The following is a 20,162-nucleotide window of genomic DNA, read 5'->3' as shown; positions in this document are numbered from 1 at the left end:
TATTAATTAAAAAAATTATTAGCATAAAATGAAAGAAGGGCAAGTATTAAAAACTAAAGAGGGATATAAATTAATATATGATCAAATTATTGGAGATGATAATTATATTGTATTTCTAGCAGGCTTAAGTTCAGACCGTAAAGCAACTAAAGCAAGTTTCTTTAAAAATTATGCTAAAGCAAAAGGCTATTCATATATTTGTTTTGATTATTTAGGGCATGGAGATTCAGATTTAGAGTTTAGCCAATGTGATATAAATATGTGGCTGTCAAACGTAAAAGATATATTAGCTAATTTAGTGCCAAAAAAAGCTATAATTATAGGTTCATCTTTGGGTGGCTGGCTTGCTTTAAGGTTAGCTGAACTAGATGATAGTAAAATAAAAGCAATTATTGGGCTTGCTAGCGCACCAGATTTTACGGAGTCATTAATGTGGAATGACTTTAGTATTGAGGTTAAAGCTAAATTAGAAAGAGGTGAAATATATAATTTACCTTCTGATTATTGTGATGGTGAATATAAAATTTCAATGGGTTTAATTAACTCGGGTAGGGATAATCTATTATTAAATAAAGCTGAGATAAACATAAATATTCCAGTAAGATTAGTGCAAGGCATGCAAGATGATGATGTGCCATATGAATATGGCTTGAAACTTATTGAAAAATTAAAAACCAAAGATGCTGAATTATGTTTAATTAAAAATGCAGATCATCGATTGTCAGATTTGCCTGTATTAAATAAAATTAGCCACATTTTAGAAGATTTAATAGCTACCTGAATTTAACTTAAAAGCAACACGGCATGCTTCGTAAGCTATAGTTAAATTATAATTTGTACTATTATGACAAGTTACAGAGCTGGTGTAATTTGTGGTGTTTTGGCTTGCATTATAACCATTTTGGCTAATAATCTCGCCAGCAATAGGGTTGCCATCATCATATTTTAAATCAATTTGATAAGCATGTTTTGCTGTTAGGCTAGCGCCAAAATTCTCATAATTAGTGCTATTTAAGTAAATTTTTGCATAAAAGATGTAATTATCCGCTCTAGTTGCGCTACTGTTAGTAGGTAAGGTTGGGCTAGTTAAATTACCTGCATTATTATCTCCAGCAACCATGTAAAAAACATTATTAGATTTATCAAAAATATCCATAGTGCGGTAGGTGCTGCTAAGTGAGGTGTAGGCAGGGTTATAAATATTGAGATAATTTGCTTTGGCTAAATCAGAAAAATAATTTTGTTCATTACTATTCCATTCTAAAATTCCATCACCATCACCATTAGTTCCATTCCAAAGAGTATTAGCATTATTAAAGTCACCAGGTAATTGTCTAAACTCACTGTAAAAACCATTTATTGCACCTTCTATGCGCGAAGCTTCAGATATGATTGCAGCTAAATTAGCATTGTTGGTTATATTACGGCCTGCTGTAACAATAACGGTTAATAATGCAATCAAGGTAAGTGCAATAGTTAATTCAAGTAGGGAAAAAGCTTTTTTAAACATATATCATTTTACTATGATAAATAATAAATTAATACATATAGTAAATATAGCAATATTTTTGGCCATTAAAACTTAAACTTAGATTAGTTGTGCAAGTGAATTGTTCAATTGAGCCAATTAGCTAAATATCTAAGCTACTTAATATCGAGCATAAATAAAGTTTTAACTAAATATAATAAAGCCGCAAATTAAAGAATTATTTAGCGGCTTTATGTTATTTAAGTTAATTGGATAATTTGTAAGCGGTGTAACATCTTGATTATTTTTTTGCTGCACCGATACGCCTTTTTCTATCAAAAGCTCAAATATCTGCTTTGTAGTAATAGTACGATTTTTTTCACCTATGTTATCTTTGCAATATATAACTGCTAGGTGTAAAAGATTTTCCCCATTCCGGTTAGATTTGTTTATATTTTTGACATTTGTTATGCATTTGCGTAATTCTTCCAGCTTCCCTTTTTTTATATGATCTAAAGCTTGGTTCATTATCTCTATTGTCATTATTGTCATTGTAACCTCATAAATTAATTATGTGATGATTATAACATAATTTTGCGTGTAAGGCAAATAATATTATGCAAAGTTACAAAATAAACGTACTTAATTTCTTTTTATATGGTGTTTTCAGTATGTCGCAGTACTGTTAAGTAAGTAAGGTTTGTTGTTAGCTAATGTTATTTTATATGTGATTAGGTGCTTCAATATATTAGTGCTATAACTATTTATGAATTTGAATATAAACAAGCAAATTTAAATATAGCTAGTTCTGTTTGGAGAGTAGTTTAGAAATTTATTTTAGCCACCACCAACAAATTCAACAATTTCAACTTGATCATTTTCTTGTAAAATAGTGTGGTGATAATCACTAATTGGAATTATTTCGCGATTTAATTCAATAGCTACTTTATTTTCAGATAACTCATATTTAGCTAACAGATTAGTGATATTTAGATTGGCAGAAATTTTTACTCTCTCTCCATTTAAAGTGATTTGCATATTTGGGTAATATCTTTATAAGTTAAATATATTTTAATTATATATTTTTACCAATGCAAGAACTGCTTAACACTTTAGATAATTTTGTAAGGGCGGGTGTGGATGAAATAATTCAAGATAAAGCGCGTAATTTACTAGAAGAGCAACATAACAAGCAGCCAAATAATACTAAAATTATTAAGCAGGATGTTGCAAGTAAAAATACAAATAATCAATTAAACATTAAAAAAGAAAATTTAATTAGTGAGGCAGTGCCTACTAATAAATTAATCCTAGCAGCAAAAGATGCAGCAGATAAAGCTAGAAATTTAGAGGAATTAAAAGCTAATCTTGCTAGCTTTGATGGTTGTGCGCTTGCTAAAACAGCAAATAATTTGGTTTTTGCAGATGGTAATGAAAATAGTGATTTGCTCCTAATAGGCGAAGCACCCGGTGCTTCAGAGGATGAGCAGGGCATTCCATTTTGCGGCATTAGTGGTAAGTTGCTAGATGACATATTTAAAGCAATAGATAGAAAAAGAGAAACTAATCTTTATATTACTAATAGTATATTCTGGCGCCCACCCGGAAATAGAAGACCCACAGCTGAAGAAATTGCTGTTTGTAGACCCTTTGTTGAAAAGCATATAGCGCTTATAGATCCTAAATTAATTATCTTAGTTGGCAGCACGGCATTAAACTCAATTTTTCCTGAAAATGAACAAACAATCTCTAAAATTAGAGGTACATTTATGAAATATAAAAACCCTTACTTAGGCAAAGAGTTAGATATCACTGCTATTTTTCATCCGTCTTATTTGCTTAGACAGCCAGGGAAAAAAGCAGTTATGTGGGATGATATGCTTAAAGTGCGAAATTTTTTGCAAGGTTGATTATGTTTGTTGATATTGTGGGTTCTATTGCAGCATTTCTAACTACCTTTAGTTTTCTGCCTCAAGCGCTAAAAATTTTAAAAACTAGGGATACTAACTCTATATCACTTAAAATGTATATAATGTTTACCAGCGGGGTGTTTTGTTGGTTAATATATGGTATATTTACAGGATTATATCATATTATTATCGCTAATTTTATTACCTTGTTACTTGCTGGTGCTATTTTAGTAATGAAGCTTAGAAACCTCAAGCAAGAAAATGATCCTAAATAACTAGATATATTTAGTTAAATATTTGACAAATTAAGGCTTTTTTTATAAGGTTACGACTCATTATTAGGTTACTTATGCGCATCATAGAAAAAACAAATTTAGCTCAAGATTTTAAAGTTAAAGATATTAATTTAGCAGAAGAAGGGCGTAAAGCTATTAATCTTGCAGAAAAAGAAATGCCAGGTTTGATGGCGTTAAGAGCAGAATATAAAAATAAATTTCCTTTAAAAGGTGCAAATATTATTGGTTGTTTACATATGACCATAGAAACAGCAGTTTTGATTGAGACCTTAATTGAGCTTGGAGCTAAAGTTAGGTGGAGTTCATGTAACATATTTTCAACTCAAGACCATGCAGCTGCGGCAATAGCAGCTAGTGGAGTTCCTGTTTTTGCCTGGAAAGGTGAAACAGAAGAGGAATATGATTGGTGTATTAGACAAACTATAGAAGCTGATGGTTGGCAGCCAAATTTATTACTAGATGATGGAGGTGATTTAACTAAAATAATGCATCAGGAATATCCAGAATTACTTGCAAATATTAAGGGTGTTTCAGAAGAGACTACTACAGGTGTACATCGTTTATACGAGATGGCAAAATTAGGTACATTAAAAATAGCTGCAATCAACGTGAATGATTCTGTAACTAAATCTAAATTTGACAATTTATATGGTTGTAGAGAATCTTTACTAGATGGTATTAAAAGAGCAACGGATGTAATGCTTGCTGGTAAAGTTGCTGTAGTTTGTGGTTATGGTGATGTAGGTAAAGGTTGTGCCAGAGCACTTGCAAGTCAAGGTGCTAGAGTTATTGTTACAGAAATTGATCCAATTTGTGCATTACAAGCATCTATGGAGGGCTTTCAAGTTACTATTTTAGAAGAGGTCGTAGCGCAAGCGGATTTATTTGTTACGACAACCGGTAATAAGGATATTATTAAATATGCGCATATGGAAGAAATGAAAGATTCTGCTATAGTTTGTAATATTGGCCATTTCGATAATGAAATAGAAGTTGCTCAATTAGCAGGACTTAAAAAAATTAATATTAAGCCACAAGTTGATGAAATAGAATTTCCAGATGGTAAAAAAATTATTCTCTTAGCAGAAGGAAGATTAGTTAATTTAGGTTGTGCAACTGGTCATTCAGCTTTTGTTATGAGTACTTCATTTACTAATCAAGTAATAGCGCAACTAGAATTATTTACTAATAATGAAAAATATGAAAATAAATTATATATTTTACCTAAAAAGTTAGATGAAAAAGTAGCAAGATTACATTTAGATAAATTAGGTATTAAATTGACTAAATTAACTAATGAGCAAGCTAAATATATTGGTCTTGATGTAGATGGTCCATTTAAACCTGAACATTACAGATATTAATATATTATGACTTTAGTAAAAATTCAGCAAAAACCACAAAGCGATAATTTTGTGATTGCGGGTAAAGAATATAACTCAAGATTAATTATTGGCACTGGTAAATATAAATCATTTGCCGAAAATGCTTTAGCATTGGAAAAATCAGGCGCTGAGATCATCACTGTGGCTCTCAGAAGAGTTAATGTACTTAAGAAATCTGAGCCTAAATTACAAGATTTCATTGATCCTAAAAAATACACATATTTACCTAATACAGCTGGTTGTTATTCGGCAGATGAAGCAGTTAGAACTTTAAGACTTGCAAGAGAAGCAGGTGGTTGGAATTTAGTTAAATTAGAAGTTATTGGGGACCAAAAAACTTTATATCCAGATATGGAGGAAACTTTGGTAGCTGCTAAAGAGCTGATTAAAGATGGTTTTGAAGTAATGGTTTATTGTACAGATGACCCGTTATTTGCAAAGAAGTTAGAAGATATAGGTTGTGTAGCAATTATGCCGCTTGCCGCTCCCATAGGTTCTGGCTTAGGTATCCAAAATAAGATTAATATTCAAATTATTATAGAAAATGCCAAAGTTCCAGTATTAGTAGATGCTGGAGTGGGTACGGCTTCAGATGCGGTTATAGCGATGGAGCTTGGTTGTGATGGAGTGTTAATGAACACAGCGATTGCGGAAGCGCAAAATACTGTTTTAATGGCGGAGTCTATGAAGAATGCAATTATTGCAGGACGCCAATCATTTCTAGCTGGGCGCATGAAAAAAAGACAATATGCCAATCCTTCTTCACCAATTACTGGTTTAATTAATAGCTAATTATCTTTGGTTCCAAGCTAAAGCTGCATCTATCCTTCTCTATATTTAAATAATAGAAGCTAAAAGCATATAAAGGTCCAAACTTATGGTTCATATTTATAATGAACTAATAAAAAAGATGCGTTGTTACCGTGCTTGGCTAATGCGAAGAGAACTTAGCTTGAAAATATGTTTGTTTGTAAGGTAGCTGAAGCACATATTAAATTTAAACATAAATTAACATAGTAATCTGGCTAAATTGCTATTAGCAGGTCATTTATCCCAAATATTTTAATTAGATTGAGCTCACATTTTATAGACATGTAATGAATAAATTTAGACTTATGTAAATTATTTTAAGATAATATCTTGGTGCAGATATTATGCATTTAAGACAAAGTTACTCTTTGGATATAATGTAATAAAGTGTTGAGGAAGTGAGATTAAGAAACTTAATAGTTATGAATTACGCTGATAAGATTTCTGAAGAGAATATTTTAAAATGTAATAAAATCAGGATTAATATTACATAATGATTAGTAAGGATCAATAAGTGTAATAATAAAAATTTGGATAAATATAAGAATATGATTAGACCTCATTAAGAGGTCTGTTATATTTTATAACCAGTTTAGCCATAAATAGATTTTAGCTAATAATTTATAATAAATTCTTCTTTTTGTTCTTTAGAAAAAGTTATTTTTTTAATATTGCAAACAAAGATTAGATCATTTAGAGCATCTTGATTTATTTTCGCTAATTCACCATTGGGGTCTTTTATAATGATTGATTCAATATCCTTCTTTAGAGACATATTATGGTCAGATTTATCTTTTCTAACATAATCTATAATATTTAAAATTTGATCCATCTCGGAACTTATATCAGTTGGAATCGTAATATCTAAATTAGGCCAAGTTCCTCTATTGTGAATAGAGATGATTTCTTGATGTTCTTTAGGGAAAATAATTTTATATAATTCATCAGTTATATGGGGAATAAAAGGGGCATATAATTTTAAAATATTATCTAATAAATGATAAATAGTATGGGCCACACTCGCTTTACCTAACTCTATTTGCTCATCAGTTATGTCATTAACATATGAATATATATTTTCTTTATCACCATAGGCTCTAGTTTTGGAGAGTTCGAGATAATTATCACAAAAATCCTTCCAGAAAAAATTATCAATATAACTTAATGCTTTAGCATATTCATATTTAGCAAATTCTTGGTCTGCTTTTTTAATAGTGTCAGATAATTTCTGCAAAATCCATAAGTCACTAGTTTGTGTGATGATATTATTATCTAGAGCCTCATCTAAATTATTAGTTTTTAAATTGGTTAAATGTATAGCAGCAAATTTAGCTGCATTCCACAATTTATTAGTTAGCTTCTTACCAACAGCTAATACATCTTCAGAATATGCGGTGTCAGCACCTAAATTTGAGGTAGCAGACCAATATCTAACTATATCTGTGCCTTTTTCTTCAATTAAATTTTGTGGAGTTACTACGTTTCCTTTAGATTTGGACATTTTAGTTTTATCCTTGGCAAGACACCAACCAGAAATCATAATATTATGCCATGGCACCTGATTTTCATGATAATACGCTTTAACAATAGTATAAAAAGCCCAGCTTCTGATTATTTCATGGGCTTGAGGTCTTAGATCTGCTGGAAATAACTTTTTATGTCTTTGCTTATCTATAGCAAAATCATCATTTATAGCTTGGCTAGATATTTGAGGAGAAATAGAGCTTGTTGCCCATGTATCCATAACATCAGTTTCTGCACTTAAATGGAATTTTGTGCCATTTTTTTCAACAATAAATTCTCCATCAGACTTTTGTTCAATTAATTTATATTCATTTGGTATTTGAAATAAAGGATCAAGCGGCAACTCCTCTTTTTTAGCGATAATAATATTTATGTTATCAGTATTATTGTCGTCTAAGGGTCTTTCATACCAAACTGGGAATGGTACCCCAAAAAACCTTTGCCTTGAAATACACCAGTCATAACACAAGCCTTCAATCCATTGATCAACACGAATCTTCATATGTTTTGGATGCCAATTAACTTTTGCAGCCTGTTTTAATAACTCTTCTTTTTTACTTAAGATCTTAATAAACCATTGGGGCGCCAGCATAATTTCTATAGGATTACCTGACCTTTCTGCGCATTTAACCGGATGTTTTATTGCTTCTTGTTTTATAAGTAAGTTCTCGTTACTTAAAATTTCTAAAATTTTATTTCTAGCTTGATCTGCTTTTAAGCCTGAGATTTCTTTATATAATGTTTTAAAGTTAGCTAAATCACATTTCTGTTCAAGGGATTTAACTAATTCATCGTCAAATTCTTTTATTTTACCATATTTATTTAAAATAATGCGCGATGCTAATTTATGAGTTTTCCACCACATAACATCCGTCATGTCACCAAAACTACAGCACATTACAATTCCTGTACCTTTATCTTGCGCTACATGCTCATCAGTTAAAATTGGAACTTTAACTTTAAATAAAGCTGTTAGTGCATTTTTGCCGTGTAAGCTCTTATATCTTTCATCGTCAGGATGCACAAAAATTGCTACACAAGCGGGGATTAGCTCAGGTCTTGTTGTTGCTATGGTGATGGTCTCTGTCGAATTTTCTAAGGCAAAAGAAATGTCATTCATATGTGAAGACATCTCTTTATCTTCTAAATCAGCTTGGGCTAATGCTGTTTGGTCTGTAGGACACCAATAAGTTGGCTCATTTTTACGCTCTAATAAATTTTTCTCAGCTAAATCAAGGAAAGATAATTGAGATATTTTCCGCGTATTATCTGAAATAGTATGATATTCATTACTCCAATCTACTGATAAAGCAATGGTCTTGAATAATTGTCTAAATTCTTCTCGTGCAGTTTCTGCCACTTCATTACAAAGAGCAACAAAATCTGAGCGTTTTAATTTTGCTCCTTTAACTTTTTTTACTTTTTCCACTAAGCGTTCAGTGGGTAAACCATTATCATCAAAACCCATTGGGTAAAATATGGTTTTACCTTTCATTCTTTGATATCTAGCAATAAAATCTGCTTGAGTGTAACTAAAAACATGACCCATATGCAGCATTCCTGACACAGTTGGTGGCGGGGTGTCTATTACAAAAATATTTTCTCTTTCTTCGCTTTCAATATATTTATAAATATGGTTATTTGCCCAATATTCTTGGAGAATTTTTTCAGTATCTTTGAAATTATACTTATTTGGGAAATCTATCATAGAAATTTAAAATTAATCGGGTTAAATATAGAGTAATAATAATAATAAGTTCTAATTTAATGACAAGGTTATTAGCACATATCATCACTATAACTTTTTTCTCAGCTAGCTTAGCTGCGCAAGATTTTAATCAGAATAACGCAAATTATGTTTATGAACATTATAATCCACCAGAAAGAAAGATAATTTTACCACACCCACAAAAAGCGCCATTAGTTGCAAATTCTCAATATAAAGGAGAGCATGACAAAAAATGGCACAAAGAAAATTCTAATAAAAATTCTCATTATATTCTTTTTGATACAAATTATACAATAATGAATTTAGTTGAGGCCAAGTCTGCGCAAGTAATTTATCCAGCTCTTTCCGGAAGCACAACCCTAGATGATAATTATAGTGACTTAGATTATGAAGGAGATATACATTTTAAAGGTGCCCTAGGTTTAGGTTTAGGCTATGGCTATATGTTCAATGATTCATTTACACTAGAATTTGAATCATCATTTTTAAGGTTTAATGTGGTTGAATTTGATTCTGATTTTTCCTCTATATCTCTAGATGGTGGTAATTATGAAGAAACTGGTCCTGAAGTAATTACAGATGTTAATGATTATGTTAAAGCTTTTACAGCTTCTGCCAACATTGTTTTTAGTTTAAATAATAAAACAAAATTTACACCTTTTGCAGGGTTAGGTTATGGCTCAGGCTTAATAGGGGTTAGTTCAGAATTTGATGCAAATCCTTTTATGTTATATAAAGCCGGTATTTCCTATGATTTGAATGATAATATGAATGTTTATCTTGCAGGAAAATATTATCAATTTGGCAAAGTAAAATATCCTTACAAGGTTGAAGAAGAAAATGCAAATAACACATCATATAATGAAAGAAAATATATTTTAGAGCATGATTTTGATTTTTACACATTCAATATAGGCTATATATTTAAGTTTTAATTATGAAAATTCGTTTATTCATAGAAGACTCTCTAGAATTAAAGCAAATTATCAATTTAAATAAAGAGCAGTCTCATTATCTAGACAGGGTACTAAGAGCTAGGGAGGGTCAAACAATACATGTTTTTAATGACTTAAATGGTGAGTTTTTAGCCAAAATTTGTAATGTGCAAAAACATAATGTCAATATAGAAATAATCAGTAAAAACCGGGAGTTTTATAAATGCCCAAATATCTCAATTGCTTTTGCCCCAGTTAAAAATGTTAAAGCAGAATATTTAGCAGTTAAAGCTACTGAATTAGGCGTAAGAAATATTTATCCAATTAGTACTGAACGCACTATAGTTAAAAAGATAAATAAAGGCAAAATTAAGGCAAATATTATCGAAGCGGCAGAACAATGTGATCGTTTAGATATTCCTAAAATCTATGATCTAACTTCATTAAAAGATTTTATGGCAAAATTAAGCACAGAAACATTAATTTTAGCTGATGAATCTGGTGCAGGTGTAACAATAGATAGTTTATATAAGCAGCACCACAACTTAACTGGTCTTATCATTTTAATTGGTCCAGAAGGTGGGTTCAGCAAAGAGGAGCGTGATTATATAAGGTCTTATCAGTATAGTTGCTCCTTAAATTTAGGCCCTCGCATTTTAAGAGCGGATACAGCTGTAATTTCTAGTTTAGCCTTAATTAATAATTACTATGGAGATATAGAATTAAAGCCTAAATTTATGGTTTAGATCTTGAAAAATATTATTTAGCTATTATTTATCTAGCATAATATTTTTTAAAGAGTAATGACAACAAACAAAATAGAGACACATAAATTTGATGCTGAAATAGGTAAAGTACTAAATTTGGTAATAAATTCACTATATACCAATAAAGATATTTTTATCAGAGAGTTATTATCAAATGCTAGTGATGCTTGTGATAAATTAAGATATGCTCAAAACACAAACCCAAACTTATCAAAAGATGCGGAAAGTTCAGAGTTAAAAATTTCTATAAAAATTAATGAGAAGGACAAAATTCTAGAAATATCAGATTCAGGAATTGGTATGAGTAAAGAAGAGTTGCTTAATAATTTGGGCACTATAGCTAAATCTGGTACGCAGAATTTTATCGAAAACTTATCAGATAATGAAAAAAAGAACAATGAGTTAATTGGACAATTTGGAGTTGGTTTTTACTCAAGTTATATGGTTGCTGACAAAGTAACTGTTATTTCTACCAAAGCCGAAAGTGAGCAAAGCTATATATGGGTTTCAGAAGGTAAGGGGGAATTTACTATAGAGGAATCTACAGAAAAAGTAAATGGCACTAGAATTTCACTACATATGAAACAGGGTATGGAAAATTTTCTGGATAAATTTAACATTAAAAATATTGTTAAAACTTATTCTGATCATATTGCATTCCCAATAGAGCTAGTTGGAGTGGAGAAAGACTCAGCAACAGAAATTATTAATTCATCTCAAGCTATATGGACAAAGTCTAAAAGTGATATCAAGCAAGATGAATATGATAGTTTTTATAAATCAATATCTCATTCAGCATCAGATCCTTGGCTTACTATACATAATAAGGCTGAAGGAGTCATAGAATATACTAACTTGCTTTATATTCCAAATGAAAGGCCTTTTGATTTATTCCACCCTGATCGTAAATGTCAGGTAAAATTATATGTAAAAAAAGTTTTTATCACAGAGGATAATGTAGAATTAATACCAGGAAATCTAAGGTTTTTAAGAGGTGTTGTAGATTCGCAAGATTTACCATTAAATATTAGTAGAGAAACATTACAAAACAATTCAGTAATAGATAAAATAAGAAGCTCCATAGTTAAAAAACTATATAGTGAGCTTGCTAAAAAGCTTAAAAAATCTAGAGAATCTTATGAAAAGTTTTGGGAGAATTTTGGTTCTGTCCTAAAAGAAGGCTTGTGCGAATATAGTGCTGATAAAGATAAGATTTTTGATTTATGCTTGCTTAAAACTTCAAAATCAGGCGATAAATACATAAGTTTGGATGATTATATTGCTAATATGCAAAAAGATCAGAAAGCTATTTATTGTCTAATAGGACATGATGCCGAATCGCTTATGCAAAGTCCACAAATTGAGGCATTTTTAGCTAAAGATATAGAGGTTATTTTTCTTACTGATGGAGTAGATGATTTTTGGTTGTCTACCAACCCTGCTTACAAAGAAAAAGATTTAAAATCTGTTACAAGATCAGGTAATGATATTGAAAATATAGCAGAAGATAAGAAAGCAGAAAAAGAGCAAGAAAAAGACGAATCTGAATTAAAGGATTTATTAGAATTAGTAAAAGAAGTGCTTAAGGAACAGGTTTCTGAGGTTAGAATTTCTAAGAAATTAACTACTTCACCAGCATGTTTAGCAGCAAGTGAAAGTGGCATGGATATTAGAATGGAGAGAATGCTAATAGAACAAGGTCAGCTTAAAGAATCTACTAAAAAGATTTTTGAACTAAATCCGAAGCATAATATTATTCAAAATATGAATAAAATTATCAAAACAAAAAGAGATGATGTTGTAGAATATGCTAAAATCCTTTTTGATCAAGCATGTATTATAGAAGGTGAAGCAGTAAAAGAGCCATTACAATTAGCTAAAAGAATTGGCAAATTGCTAGAAGCTAATATAGCTGCTTAAAGCTAGATAGGATTGCTAGATTTAAATATCTAGCAATCTTTTTTACATAATTTAGATCTGGCAAAGTTGCTTTTTATAAGTGTCTATTATTACTTAAGTAGAAAAAAAGCTATTATACTAAGCCAGATATATGCTTTAATCTGGATGGTAGATTGAAAATCAAGTATCTTAGTCATAATATAGATCTAATATAAATATTTTAGACAAGAATAAATGAGAAAAACTATATGCAGAAGCCTTATTAGTGCGCCTAGTTGCTAGAAGCTAATATAGCTACTTAAAGTTAAATAAAGTTGTTAAATTTAAATATCTAATAATCTTTCATCAAAACCTAAATCATCCATAGTAGAGCGAAATAATTTTGGCAATTTTGCTTTTAAGTTTAGTGGTTTTTTACCATAATAATTAGGTATCATCATGCGATAATTATGCAAATGTATTTTATTACTTAAATTATTTTTGAACGCCCTTTTCCCGCCATATTTGCCATCTCCTAAAATTGGACAGTCAATTTTGTTAAGGTGAATTCTTATTTGATGCTTTCTACCAGTTACTGGATATGCAGCAATAAAAGCTAGCTCATTAGCTAAGTTATCAATGATTTCATATTTTGTTTCAGCTCTTTGTGCAGCTGAATTTTCGGTTTTTATTGGTATATTAATAGAACCAAAACGCTTTGGTGGTTTACCTACAACAATAGTTAAGTAAGTTTTTTCTATTTGTCTATTTTTGAAATTATTTGAAATTATTTTAGCATATTTCTCATTTTTAGCTAGTAAGATAAGACCAGAAGTATCCTTATCTATTCTATGTAATAAACGATATTTTATTTCACTATTAAAATTTAAGATTTTATCAAGAGATATAGTGATTTTACTCCCTCCTTGAACGGCTAAGTTAGTAGGTTTATTTAATACTAATAAGTTCTTATCTTCAAAAGCTTTATTTTCGAATAACTCACTTTTATATTGTTCTAATTTATTATTACTCATAATTTTAACAGGAAAAAAACCATTATAAGAAACGGAATTAAAAAAGAAGCAAGTAAATATATAATTGCTTCATAAAAATTCTTTTGTGAACATAATATAGAAAACTCATATATAAAAGTAGAATAGGTCGTATAAGAAGCTAAAAAGCCGGTAAAAAGGAACATCTTAAATGAGTCACTAACATGCCAAATTTTTACTAAATATAAAAATAAACCAAATAGAAATGAACCAATAATATTAACTATAATAATGTTAATTGGGATATTTGCTATATGAGTTATCTTATTAAGTTGCATAATTCTGATGGAACCATAGCGCAAACATGCCCCTAAAACTCCACCTAGAGCAATATAAATAATATTCATATGATTTTTTTTATTTCCAAATCAGTTATATTATTTGGAATAATGATGATAGGGGTAAATATTTTAACAGATGATTGTTCAGCTATATGAGAAGTTATTTTGCCTTTACTAGTTGACTCTTCTGATGAAGCTAAAATAATTAGGCTTATAGATTTATCATGCTCTAATACTTCTGAAATTTGATCTATGACAATTCCTTCTCGAGAGTTTACCACAGGTGTGATACCAGACCATTCTTTTGCTTTTTTTATGACTTCTTTTAGTAACTTATCTTGATTATCACGATTTTCTTGATCCATTACCTTATCAACAGCAAATAAAGCATAGCCTTTATGTGCTGTATCTAGCACACTCAAAATTTCTATATCAGCATTGTTTTTCTTGGCTTTTAAACAAGCATATTTCAATGCTGACATACAATTCTTTAAACTACTGATGCAAATGAGATATTTGGTCTGCTTAGCCATTTTGCTCTTTATGTTTAACAGCGCCAATAGCACCCAAATTGATTATATCATTAACTGAGGCTCCTAGTGAACAAATTTGCGCCGATTTCTCCAAACCAGATAAAACTGGTCCTATAACTGAGCTACCACCCAACTCTTGCATTAATTTAGATGATATAACGGCTGAGTGTAAACCTGGCATAATTAGAATATTAGCAGGTTTTGTTAAATTTGAAAAAGGATAAATGTTAAGTAGTTCTTGATTTAAAGCAACATCCGGTGACATTTCTCCATCATACTCAAAATCTACTTTTAAATCATCTAGAATTTTTTTAGCATTTTGAATTCTAGAAGATTCTGTTCTTAATTGACTTCCAAAATTAGAAAAAGATACTAAAGCAACTCTAGGGGTGTGTCCAAATTTTCTAACTTCTTCTGCCATCTTAATAGCAGTATGAGCTAGTTCTTCGGATGATGCTAATTCATTAACTGCAGTATCTGCAAGAAAAACAGTTCTGTCTTTAGCAATTACTATAGAATAACCAAAAACATCTTGATCTTTCTTAGCTTCAATTACTTTTAAAATTTCATCTAGTGAAGATTTGTAATTTCTAGTAGTTCCCGTGATTACTACATCAGCGTCTCCAGCGTCAACCGCAGATGCTGCAAAAATATTACGGTCATCAGTTACCATTCTTCTGCAATCTCTTTCAGTAAAGCCTTTTCTCTGTAGCTTCTTATATAATGAGGAGCTATATTTATTAACTAAATCAGTAGCTTTAGAAATATTGATAGTTTCAATTTTATCAGCTGCAATATTTAAATCAGCCAAATTATTATTAAACTCTTCTTGTCTATCTTCTCTAGTAACTAAAACAGCCTTACCATAAGATGAATCTTGCCAAATTTTTGCAGCACTAATAACATTTTTAGTTTCACCCTCTGCAAAAATAACCTTAGTTGGTGCATTTCTTACTTGACCAAAAATTAAATTCAAAGTGTTAGCTGTAGGATTTAAGCGACCGGCAAGTTTGTTTTTATATGCCTCCCAATCAGAAATTTCTTTCCTAGCCACACCAGATTTTATAGCTGCTTTTGCGACAGCTAAAGGTATGGTATAAATCAATCTAGGATCAAATGGAACAGGAATAATATATTCAGGTCCATATACCATCTTTCTACCAGAATATGCACTAGACACTTCTGCGGGCACTGGTTCTTTTGCAAGTTCTGCTAATGCATATGCGGCAGCTAATTTCATTTCTTCGTTAATAGCTTTTGCGTGCACATCTAATGCGCCTCTAAATATATATGGAAAGCCTAAAACGTTATTAACTTGATTTTGATAATCAGATCTACCCGTTGCGATAATCGCATCTGTCCTTACTGATTTTACATCTTCTGGTAGGATTTCAGGATCTGGGTTTGCCATAGCAAATATTATTGGATTTTTGGCCATAGTTTTAACCATATCTTTGGAAACTGCGTCTTTTGCAGATAATCCTAAAAACACATCAGCTCCATTTAAAGCTTCTGCTAAACTTCTTTTGTTAGTTTCAACAGCATGCTTTTCTTTACGATCTGACATGCTCTCTTTACGCCCTTTATAAATGATACCTGTTCTATCACATAAAAAGCAGTTTTTATCTTGCACACCAAGTTTTTTTATAAGCTCTAAACATGCTATCCCAGCAGAACCTGCGCCATTTACTACTAATATTAGATCTTCTAATTTTTTGCCTGCAATATCAGCTGCATTAATTAAACCTGCAACAGTAATAATAGCAGTTCCATGTTGATCATCATGAAAAACAGGTACGTTACAAATTTCTTTTAACTTATTTTCAATCACAAAACACTCTGGTGCTTTAATATCTTCTAAGTTAATACCACCATATGTGTCTGCGATATTTTTAACCGTATTGATAAACTCATCAGGATCTTCGGTTGAAACCTCAACATCAACTGAATCAATATCAGCAAATCTTTTAAATAATACAGATTTTCCCTCCATCACAGGCTTAGAAGCTAAAGCTCCTAAATTTCCTAATCCAAGCACTGCTGTACCGTTTGATATAACTGCAACAAAATTACCTTTTGCTGTATAATCATATGCAGTATCTGGATCCTTGTAAATCTCTTTACATGGTGCGGCTACGCCAGGAGAATACGCTAAAGATAAATCTCTTTGGGTAGTTAATGGTTTAGATGCGATTATTTTTATTTTTCCTGGTACACCATTTTTGTGAAAATCTAGTGCGTCTTGATCAGTTAATGTAGATAGATGTGCTTTAGTTTTATTGTCCGCCATATTGAGTAATTTAATTTAAGCTTTCAATATAAGTAAATATAATTAATTTATCAAGCAATTACAGCAAGCTCATTACAGCTATAATACAATTTGATATAGTAATAAAATTATGCCACCATTAGTATCTATAATTATACCAACATATAATCGTAAAAACTGGGTTGCTAAAGCAATAGATTCGGCTTTGGCACAAACATATAAATATAAAGAGGTGATAGTTATAGATGATGGTTCAACAGATGGTACTTATACATATTTAGATAAAATTTATGGTAATCAAATTATACTAAGGAAAACTAGACAAAGCGGGGTTAGCAAAGCAAGAAATGTGGCAATCAAGATTGCCAAAGGAGAGTGGCTTAGTTTTTTAGATTCTGACGATTTTTTTCATATAGACAAAATAGAAAAGCAACTAAGCTTCCTTAATAAAAATCCTAGATTTGAGATAGCTCATAGTGATGAGATATGGTACAAAAATGGTATTAAAATAAAGCCTAAAAAATTATATCGCAAGGAGGGAGGCTATATATTTGAAAAATCTGTTAGGTTATGTTCAATTTCAATTTCCACAGCAATAATACATAAAAATATTTTTGATAAAATAGGAGTCTTTGATGAAAATATGGAGGCGTGTGAAGATTATGATTTTTGGCTAAGAGTAACAGCTAAGTATGAAGTGTTATTTTTAGATGAATATCTTACTGTTAAATTTTCTGGGCATGAAGACCAATTATCACAAAAATATTATGCGATGGATAGATTTCGCATTTATGCCCTAGATAAATTATTAAAAAATGCTCAGCTTAGTAAAGAGCAAAGGAAAAATTCAACAGTAGCCATTAAAAATAAATTAAAAATATTCTTAGATGGCGCAAAAAAACACGGTAACTATGAAGTACACCGCGTTATTAAGAATAAATATGTTGAATATTTAAATAATTATTAATTATCTCCAAAAGAATAATGGAAAGCACAACCTTTAGTAGTTGAGTCTAAATCATAGGTTCCAGAAGACTGACAATCAGTAGCTGCACTAGTGGCTGTTATATCTCCAGAGTTACCAACACCATCATCAATTTTATTGTCTATTTTATATACTGTTAACGCAAGCAGAGAAGTTGTGCCTGAGCAGTCTACTGTCGCTGCATTAGTACCAACTTGCAAACCATTTACAGCTGCGGTTGTGTCATATACTGGTGCATAGCAAGTTGCACTCAAGGAGGACTTTGGTCCTGTGGTACCTGCTGTATGAAACCCTGTTGCAGCCTGAGAGTAACTTCCGGAAATAACTTCAGACAATGCCATGTGCTCCCATGCAAGAAGCGATTCCGAGGTGTCAGCTGCGGATGTTTCGATTTGCGTATCATTGTCACCATTTGCGGTGCCTGAGCCAAAAAAGCTTACAGCGTCATCCATGTCTCCAGGTATTTTATCATATGTTAGTATAAAAGTTAAATAAGAGCCCTTATAATCTCTTAAATCAGAAACTGCTTTATTAATTTTCGCTTGTTCTATTAATTTTGAACCTGAAGATACTCCAGCAATTAGCAAGCCAATAATAATTAGTACGATTGAAAGCTCAACCAGGGAGAATGCGTTTTTTTTCATTTTTTTTTTTTACTTTAGTTACAAATTATATTGATATATATATTTCTAATGTAAACAAAAAATTATTTGTAGTATAATTTTTTATTTATTTCACGAACTTCAAGAGAAAATGAATCAGGGTTAGTTTGGTTGCTAGTGGTAAAAAATTCATGCATGATTTTTTTTAATTCAGCTCCCATCTCTTTTAATTTAGTTTCATCTCTACCACTTAATAGGGATATTTCTGTATGAATAAAAAAAGCTTCTTTATCAGCCAAATAATAGTCATTACTTAAGTAAAATCTGCATTTTACTGGATTAGCGTCTGCTATAATTTTAAGCTCAACCATTTTGTCTATCATAGCTTTAAAAAAGTCAGGATAAATTATTTTGTCTTTTATATTTGGGGTATGTTCTAATATAATGTGCGGCATATTTGTAATTTAATTATGTTAAGCTCTAATTTGGCCAGTACCTTCAACTATGTATTTGTAGGTAACTAACTGTTCTAAACCAACTGGTCCTCTGGCATGCATTCTACCAGTTGATATTCCTATTTCGGCCCCAAGGCCAAACTCAGCACCATCTGCAAATTGAGTTGAAGTATTATGCATAACTATTGCGCTATCAATTGCTTTAAGAAAGCTAGATGCAGCATTTTGATCTTCAGTTATAATGGCCTCAGTATGACCAGAGCTATATTTATTTATGTGTAAAATTGCTTCATTTATATCTTTGGTAACTTTAATAGAAAAAATGTTACTTAAATATTCTTTGGCAAAATCTGTATCATCTATTTGAACAGCATTTTTTAGATGTTTTAGAGCTATTTCATCTGCTTTAATAACACATTCATTAGCAAATTTTTCTTCTATTAATGGCGCAATATCTGCAATTATTTTTTGGTCAATTACCACCGACTCAGTTGCACCACAAATTCCAGTTCTGCGTAATTTAGCATTATATATTATGTTGATAGCTTTATTAAAATCTGCTTTTTCGTGAATATATGTATGGCAATTTCCATCTAGATGCTTAAAAATAGGTATTTTACTCTTAGCACTAATTGCTTGTATAAGGCTTTTACCTCCTCTTGGTACAATTACATCTATATAATCAACACATTTTAGCATTTCATCTACTAATGATCTTTCACTAGAGGGTAATATTTGAGCTGAGTCAATTGGTAAATCAGCCTGCTTAAGTGCTTCCTGTAACAATTCTAAGATAAATTTTGAAGTAAGAAAACTGTCAGAGCCAGGTCTTAAGATGGTGGCATTACCTGATTTAAGACATAAACCGAAAGCATCAGAAGTTACATTAGGTCTTGCTTCGTAAATAATAGCAATAACACCAAGTGGTATAGTTATTCGTTTGATATTTAAACCATTTGGTCTTTTATTCTCAAAAGTTAAATTACCTACAGGATCAGGTAAATTGGCAATATTTGTTAAGCTTTCGCTCATTGCTTTTATTCTATTTTTATCTAGCTTTAAACGGTCAATAAACGCATGATCTTTGCCATTATCTCGTGCATTGTGCAAATCTAGCTGATTAATTTCTATAATTTCACTAGTTTTCTCTAAAATTAATTTTGCCGCAATTTTAAGTGCATTATTTTTTTGCTCAGTAGAGGTTAAATTCAAATTTTGGTAAGCTTTTTTTGCTTGCTTAGCGATTTTTTGGATGATTTCCTCAGATTTGTTAAGTGCCATAA

Annotated in this window: 20 protein-coding genes; 9 read left to right on the top strand and 11 right to left on the bottom strand. The window is 30.9% G+C overall.

The annotated features are described in order from the left end of the window. The first annotated feature begins 28 nt into the window (after positions 1-28). A complete protein-coding gene (locus HOH73_03995) occupies positions 29-781 on the top strand; it encodes an alpha/beta hydrolase (protein ID MBT5828020.1) in 753 nt (250 codons plus the stop codon). Here HOH73_03995 and HOH73_03990 read toward each other — a convergent pair. The 3 genes from HOH73_03990 to thiS form a co-directional block, all read right to left on the bottom strand. After that, entirely contained in the window at positions 767-1,510 is a 744-nt protein-coding gene (locus HOH73_03990) for a type II secretion system protein (protein MBT5828019.1), read from the bottom strand. The two genes, HOH73_03995 and HOH73_03990, sit on opposite strands and share 15 nt — an antisense overlap. Positions 1,511-1,672: 162 nt before the next feature. Continuing rightward, on the bottom strand, positions 1,673-2,020 hold the full coding sequence (locus tag HOH73_03985) for a hypothetical protein (GenBank protein ID MBT5828018.1): 348 nt from the start codon (positions 2,018-2,020) through the stop codon (positions 1,673-1,675). Positions 2,021-2,305: 285 nt separating this feature from the next. Then, the gene (gene thiS / locus HOH73_03980) at positions 2,306-2,506 is read right to left on the bottom strand and encodes a sulfur carrier protein ThiS (GenBank protein MBT5828017.1); all 201 of its coding nucleotides are present in this window, start codon (positions 2,504-2,506) and stop codon (positions 2,306-2,308) included. A gap of 53 nt (positions 2,507-2,559) precedes the next feature. Here thiS and HOH73_03975 point away from each other — a divergent pair, with 53 nt between their 5' ends. From HOH73_03975 to HOH73_03960, 4 genes are all read left to right on the top strand, one after another. Then, positions 2,560-3,378, top strand: coding sequence for a uracil-DNA glycosylase (locus HOH73_03975; protein ID MBT5828016.1), 819 nt, complete (start codon positions 2,560-2,562; stop codon positions 3,376-3,378). A 2-nt stretch (positions 3,379-3,380) separates the two neighbouring features. Continuing rightward, positions 3,381-3,653 (top strand): SemiSWEET transporter, encoded by a 273-nt coding sequence (locus tag HOH73_03970; protein MBT5828015.1) that lies wholly within the window; start codon positions 3,381-3,383, stop codon positions 3,651-3,653. A gap of 74 nt (positions 3,654-3,727) precedes the next feature. Further along, positions 3,728-5,038: an adenosylhomocysteinase gene (locus tag HOH73_03965; protein ID MBT5828014.1), complete on the top strand. Its 1,311-nt coding sequence runs from the start codon at positions 3,728-3,730 to the stop codon at positions 5,036-5,038. A gap of 6 nt (positions 5,039-5,044) precedes the next feature. After that, positions 5,045-5,851 carry a thiazole synthase gene (locus tag HOH73_03960; protein ID MBT5828013.1) on the top strand — a complete coding sequence of 269 codons (807 nt, stop codon included), beginning with the start codon at positions 5,045-5,047 and terminating at the stop codon, positions 5,849-5,851. 631 nt (positions 5,852-6,482) lie between these two features. Here the strand turns inward: HOH73_03960 and HOH73_03955 are convergent. Then, a complete protein-coding gene (locus HOH73_03955) occupies positions 6,483-9,101 on the bottom strand; it encodes a valine--tRNA ligase (protein MBT5828012.1) in 2,619 nt (872 codons plus the stop codon). A gap of 59 nt (positions 9,102-9,160) precedes the next feature. On the opposite strand from HOH73_03955, the gene HOH73_03950 reads away from it, so the two are divergent. The 3 genes from HOH73_03950 to htpG are packed head-to-tail and all read left to right on the top strand — an operon-like array spanning position 9,161 to position 12,744. Continuing rightward, complete coding sequence (locus HOH73_03950) at positions 9,161-10,057, top strand: P44/Msp2 family outer membrane protein (GenBank protein ID MBT5828011.1); 897 nt, start codon at positions 9,161-9,163, stop codon at positions 10,055-10,057. Positions 10,058-10,059: 2 nt separating this feature from the next. Continuing rightward, entirely contained in the window at positions 10,060-10,803 is a 744-nt protein-coding gene (locus HOH73_03945; protein MBT5828010.1) for a 16S rRNA (uracil(1498)-N(3))-methyltransferase, read from the top strand. Positions 10,804-10,860: 57 nt separating this feature from the next. Continuing rightward, the gene (gene htpG / locus HOH73_03940) at positions 10,861-12,744 is read left to right on the top strand and encodes a molecular chaperone HtpG (protein ID MBT5828009.1); all 1,884 of its coding nucleotides are present in this window, start codon (positions 10,861-10,863) and stop codon (positions 12,742-12,744) included. Positions 12,745-13,046: 302 nt separating this feature from the next. On the opposite strand, the gene HOH73_03935 is transcribed toward htpG, so the two are convergent. From HOH73_03935 to HOH73_03920, 4 genes are read right to left on the bottom strand one after another with little or no spacing between them, the layout of a single operon-like run. Next, positions 13,047-13,736: an RluA family pseudouridine synthase gene (locus tag HOH73_03935; GenBank protein ID MBT5828008.1), complete on the bottom strand. Its 690-nt coding sequence runs from the start codon at positions 13,734-13,736 to the stop codon at positions 13,047-13,049. Further along, the gene (gene crcB, locus HOH73_03930) at positions 13,733-14,101 is read right to left on the bottom strand and encodes a fluoride efflux transporter CrcB (protein ID MBT5828007.1); all 369 of its coding nucleotides are present in this window, start codon (positions 14,099-14,101) and stop codon (positions 13,733-13,735) included. Before crcB ends, HOH73_03935 begins: the two co-directional genes overlap by 4 nt. Next, positions 14,098-14,517, bottom strand: a complete 420-nt coding sequence (locus HOH73_03925; GenBank protein ID MBT5828006.1) for a universal stress protein — start codon at positions 14,515-14,517, stop codon at positions 14,098-14,100. Before HOH73_03925 ends, crcB begins: the two co-directional genes overlap by 4 nt. 43 nt (positions 14,518-14,560) lie before the next feature. Beyond that, positions 14,561-16,858: an NADP-dependent malic enzyme gene (locus HOH73_03920; GenBank protein MBT5828005.1), complete on the bottom strand. Its 2,298-nt coding sequence runs from the start codon at positions 16,856-16,858 to the stop codon at positions 14,561-14,563. Positions 16,859-16,967: 109 nt separating this feature from the next. On the opposite strand from HOH73_03920, the gene HOH73_03915 reads away from it, so the two are divergent. Further along, on the top strand, positions 16,968-17,804 hold the full coding sequence (locus HOH73_03915) for a glycosyltransferase family 2 protein (GenBank protein MBT5828004.1): 837 nt from the start codon (positions 16,968-16,970) through the stop codon (positions 17,802-17,804). Here the strand turns inward: HOH73_03915 and HOH73_03910 are convergent. The 3 genes from HOH73_03910 to HOH73_03900 all read right to left on the bottom strand — a co-directional run bounded on the left by HOH73_03910 (position 17,801) and on the right by HOH73_03900 (position 20,160). After that, positions 17,801-18,466, bottom strand: a complete 666-nt coding sequence (locus HOH73_03910) for a prepilin-type N-terminal cleavage/methylation domain-containing protein (GenBank protein ID MBT5828003.1) — start codon at positions 18,464-18,466, stop codon at positions 17,801-17,803. The genes HOH73_03915 and HOH73_03910 overlap by 4 nt on opposite strands. 62 nt (positions 18,467-18,528) lie before the next feature. Further along, positions 18,529-18,879 (bottom strand): hypothetical protein, encoded by a 351-nt coding sequence (locus tag HOH73_03905; GenBank protein MBT5828002.1) that lies wholly within the window; start codon positions 18,877-18,879, stop codon positions 18,529-18,531. Between the two features lie 18 nt (positions 18,880-18,897). Next, the gene (locus HOH73_03900) at positions 18,898-20,160 is read right to left on the bottom strand and encodes a glutamate-5-semialdehyde dehydrogenase (protein ID MBT5828001.1); all 1,263 of its coding nucleotides are present in this window, start codon (positions 20,158-20,160) and stop codon (positions 18,898-18,900) included. Positions 20,161-20,162 lie beyond the last annotated feature (2 nt).

It is taken from the genome of Alphaproteobacteria bacterium, from assembly GCA_018667735.1.
Taxonomy (GTDB): Bacteria; Pseudomonadota; Alphaproteobacteria; order Rickettsiales; family JABIRX01; genus JABIRX01.
The sequence above is the reverse complement of the archived record's forward strand: the minus strand, read 5'-3'. Positions and strand labels throughout refer to the sequence as shown.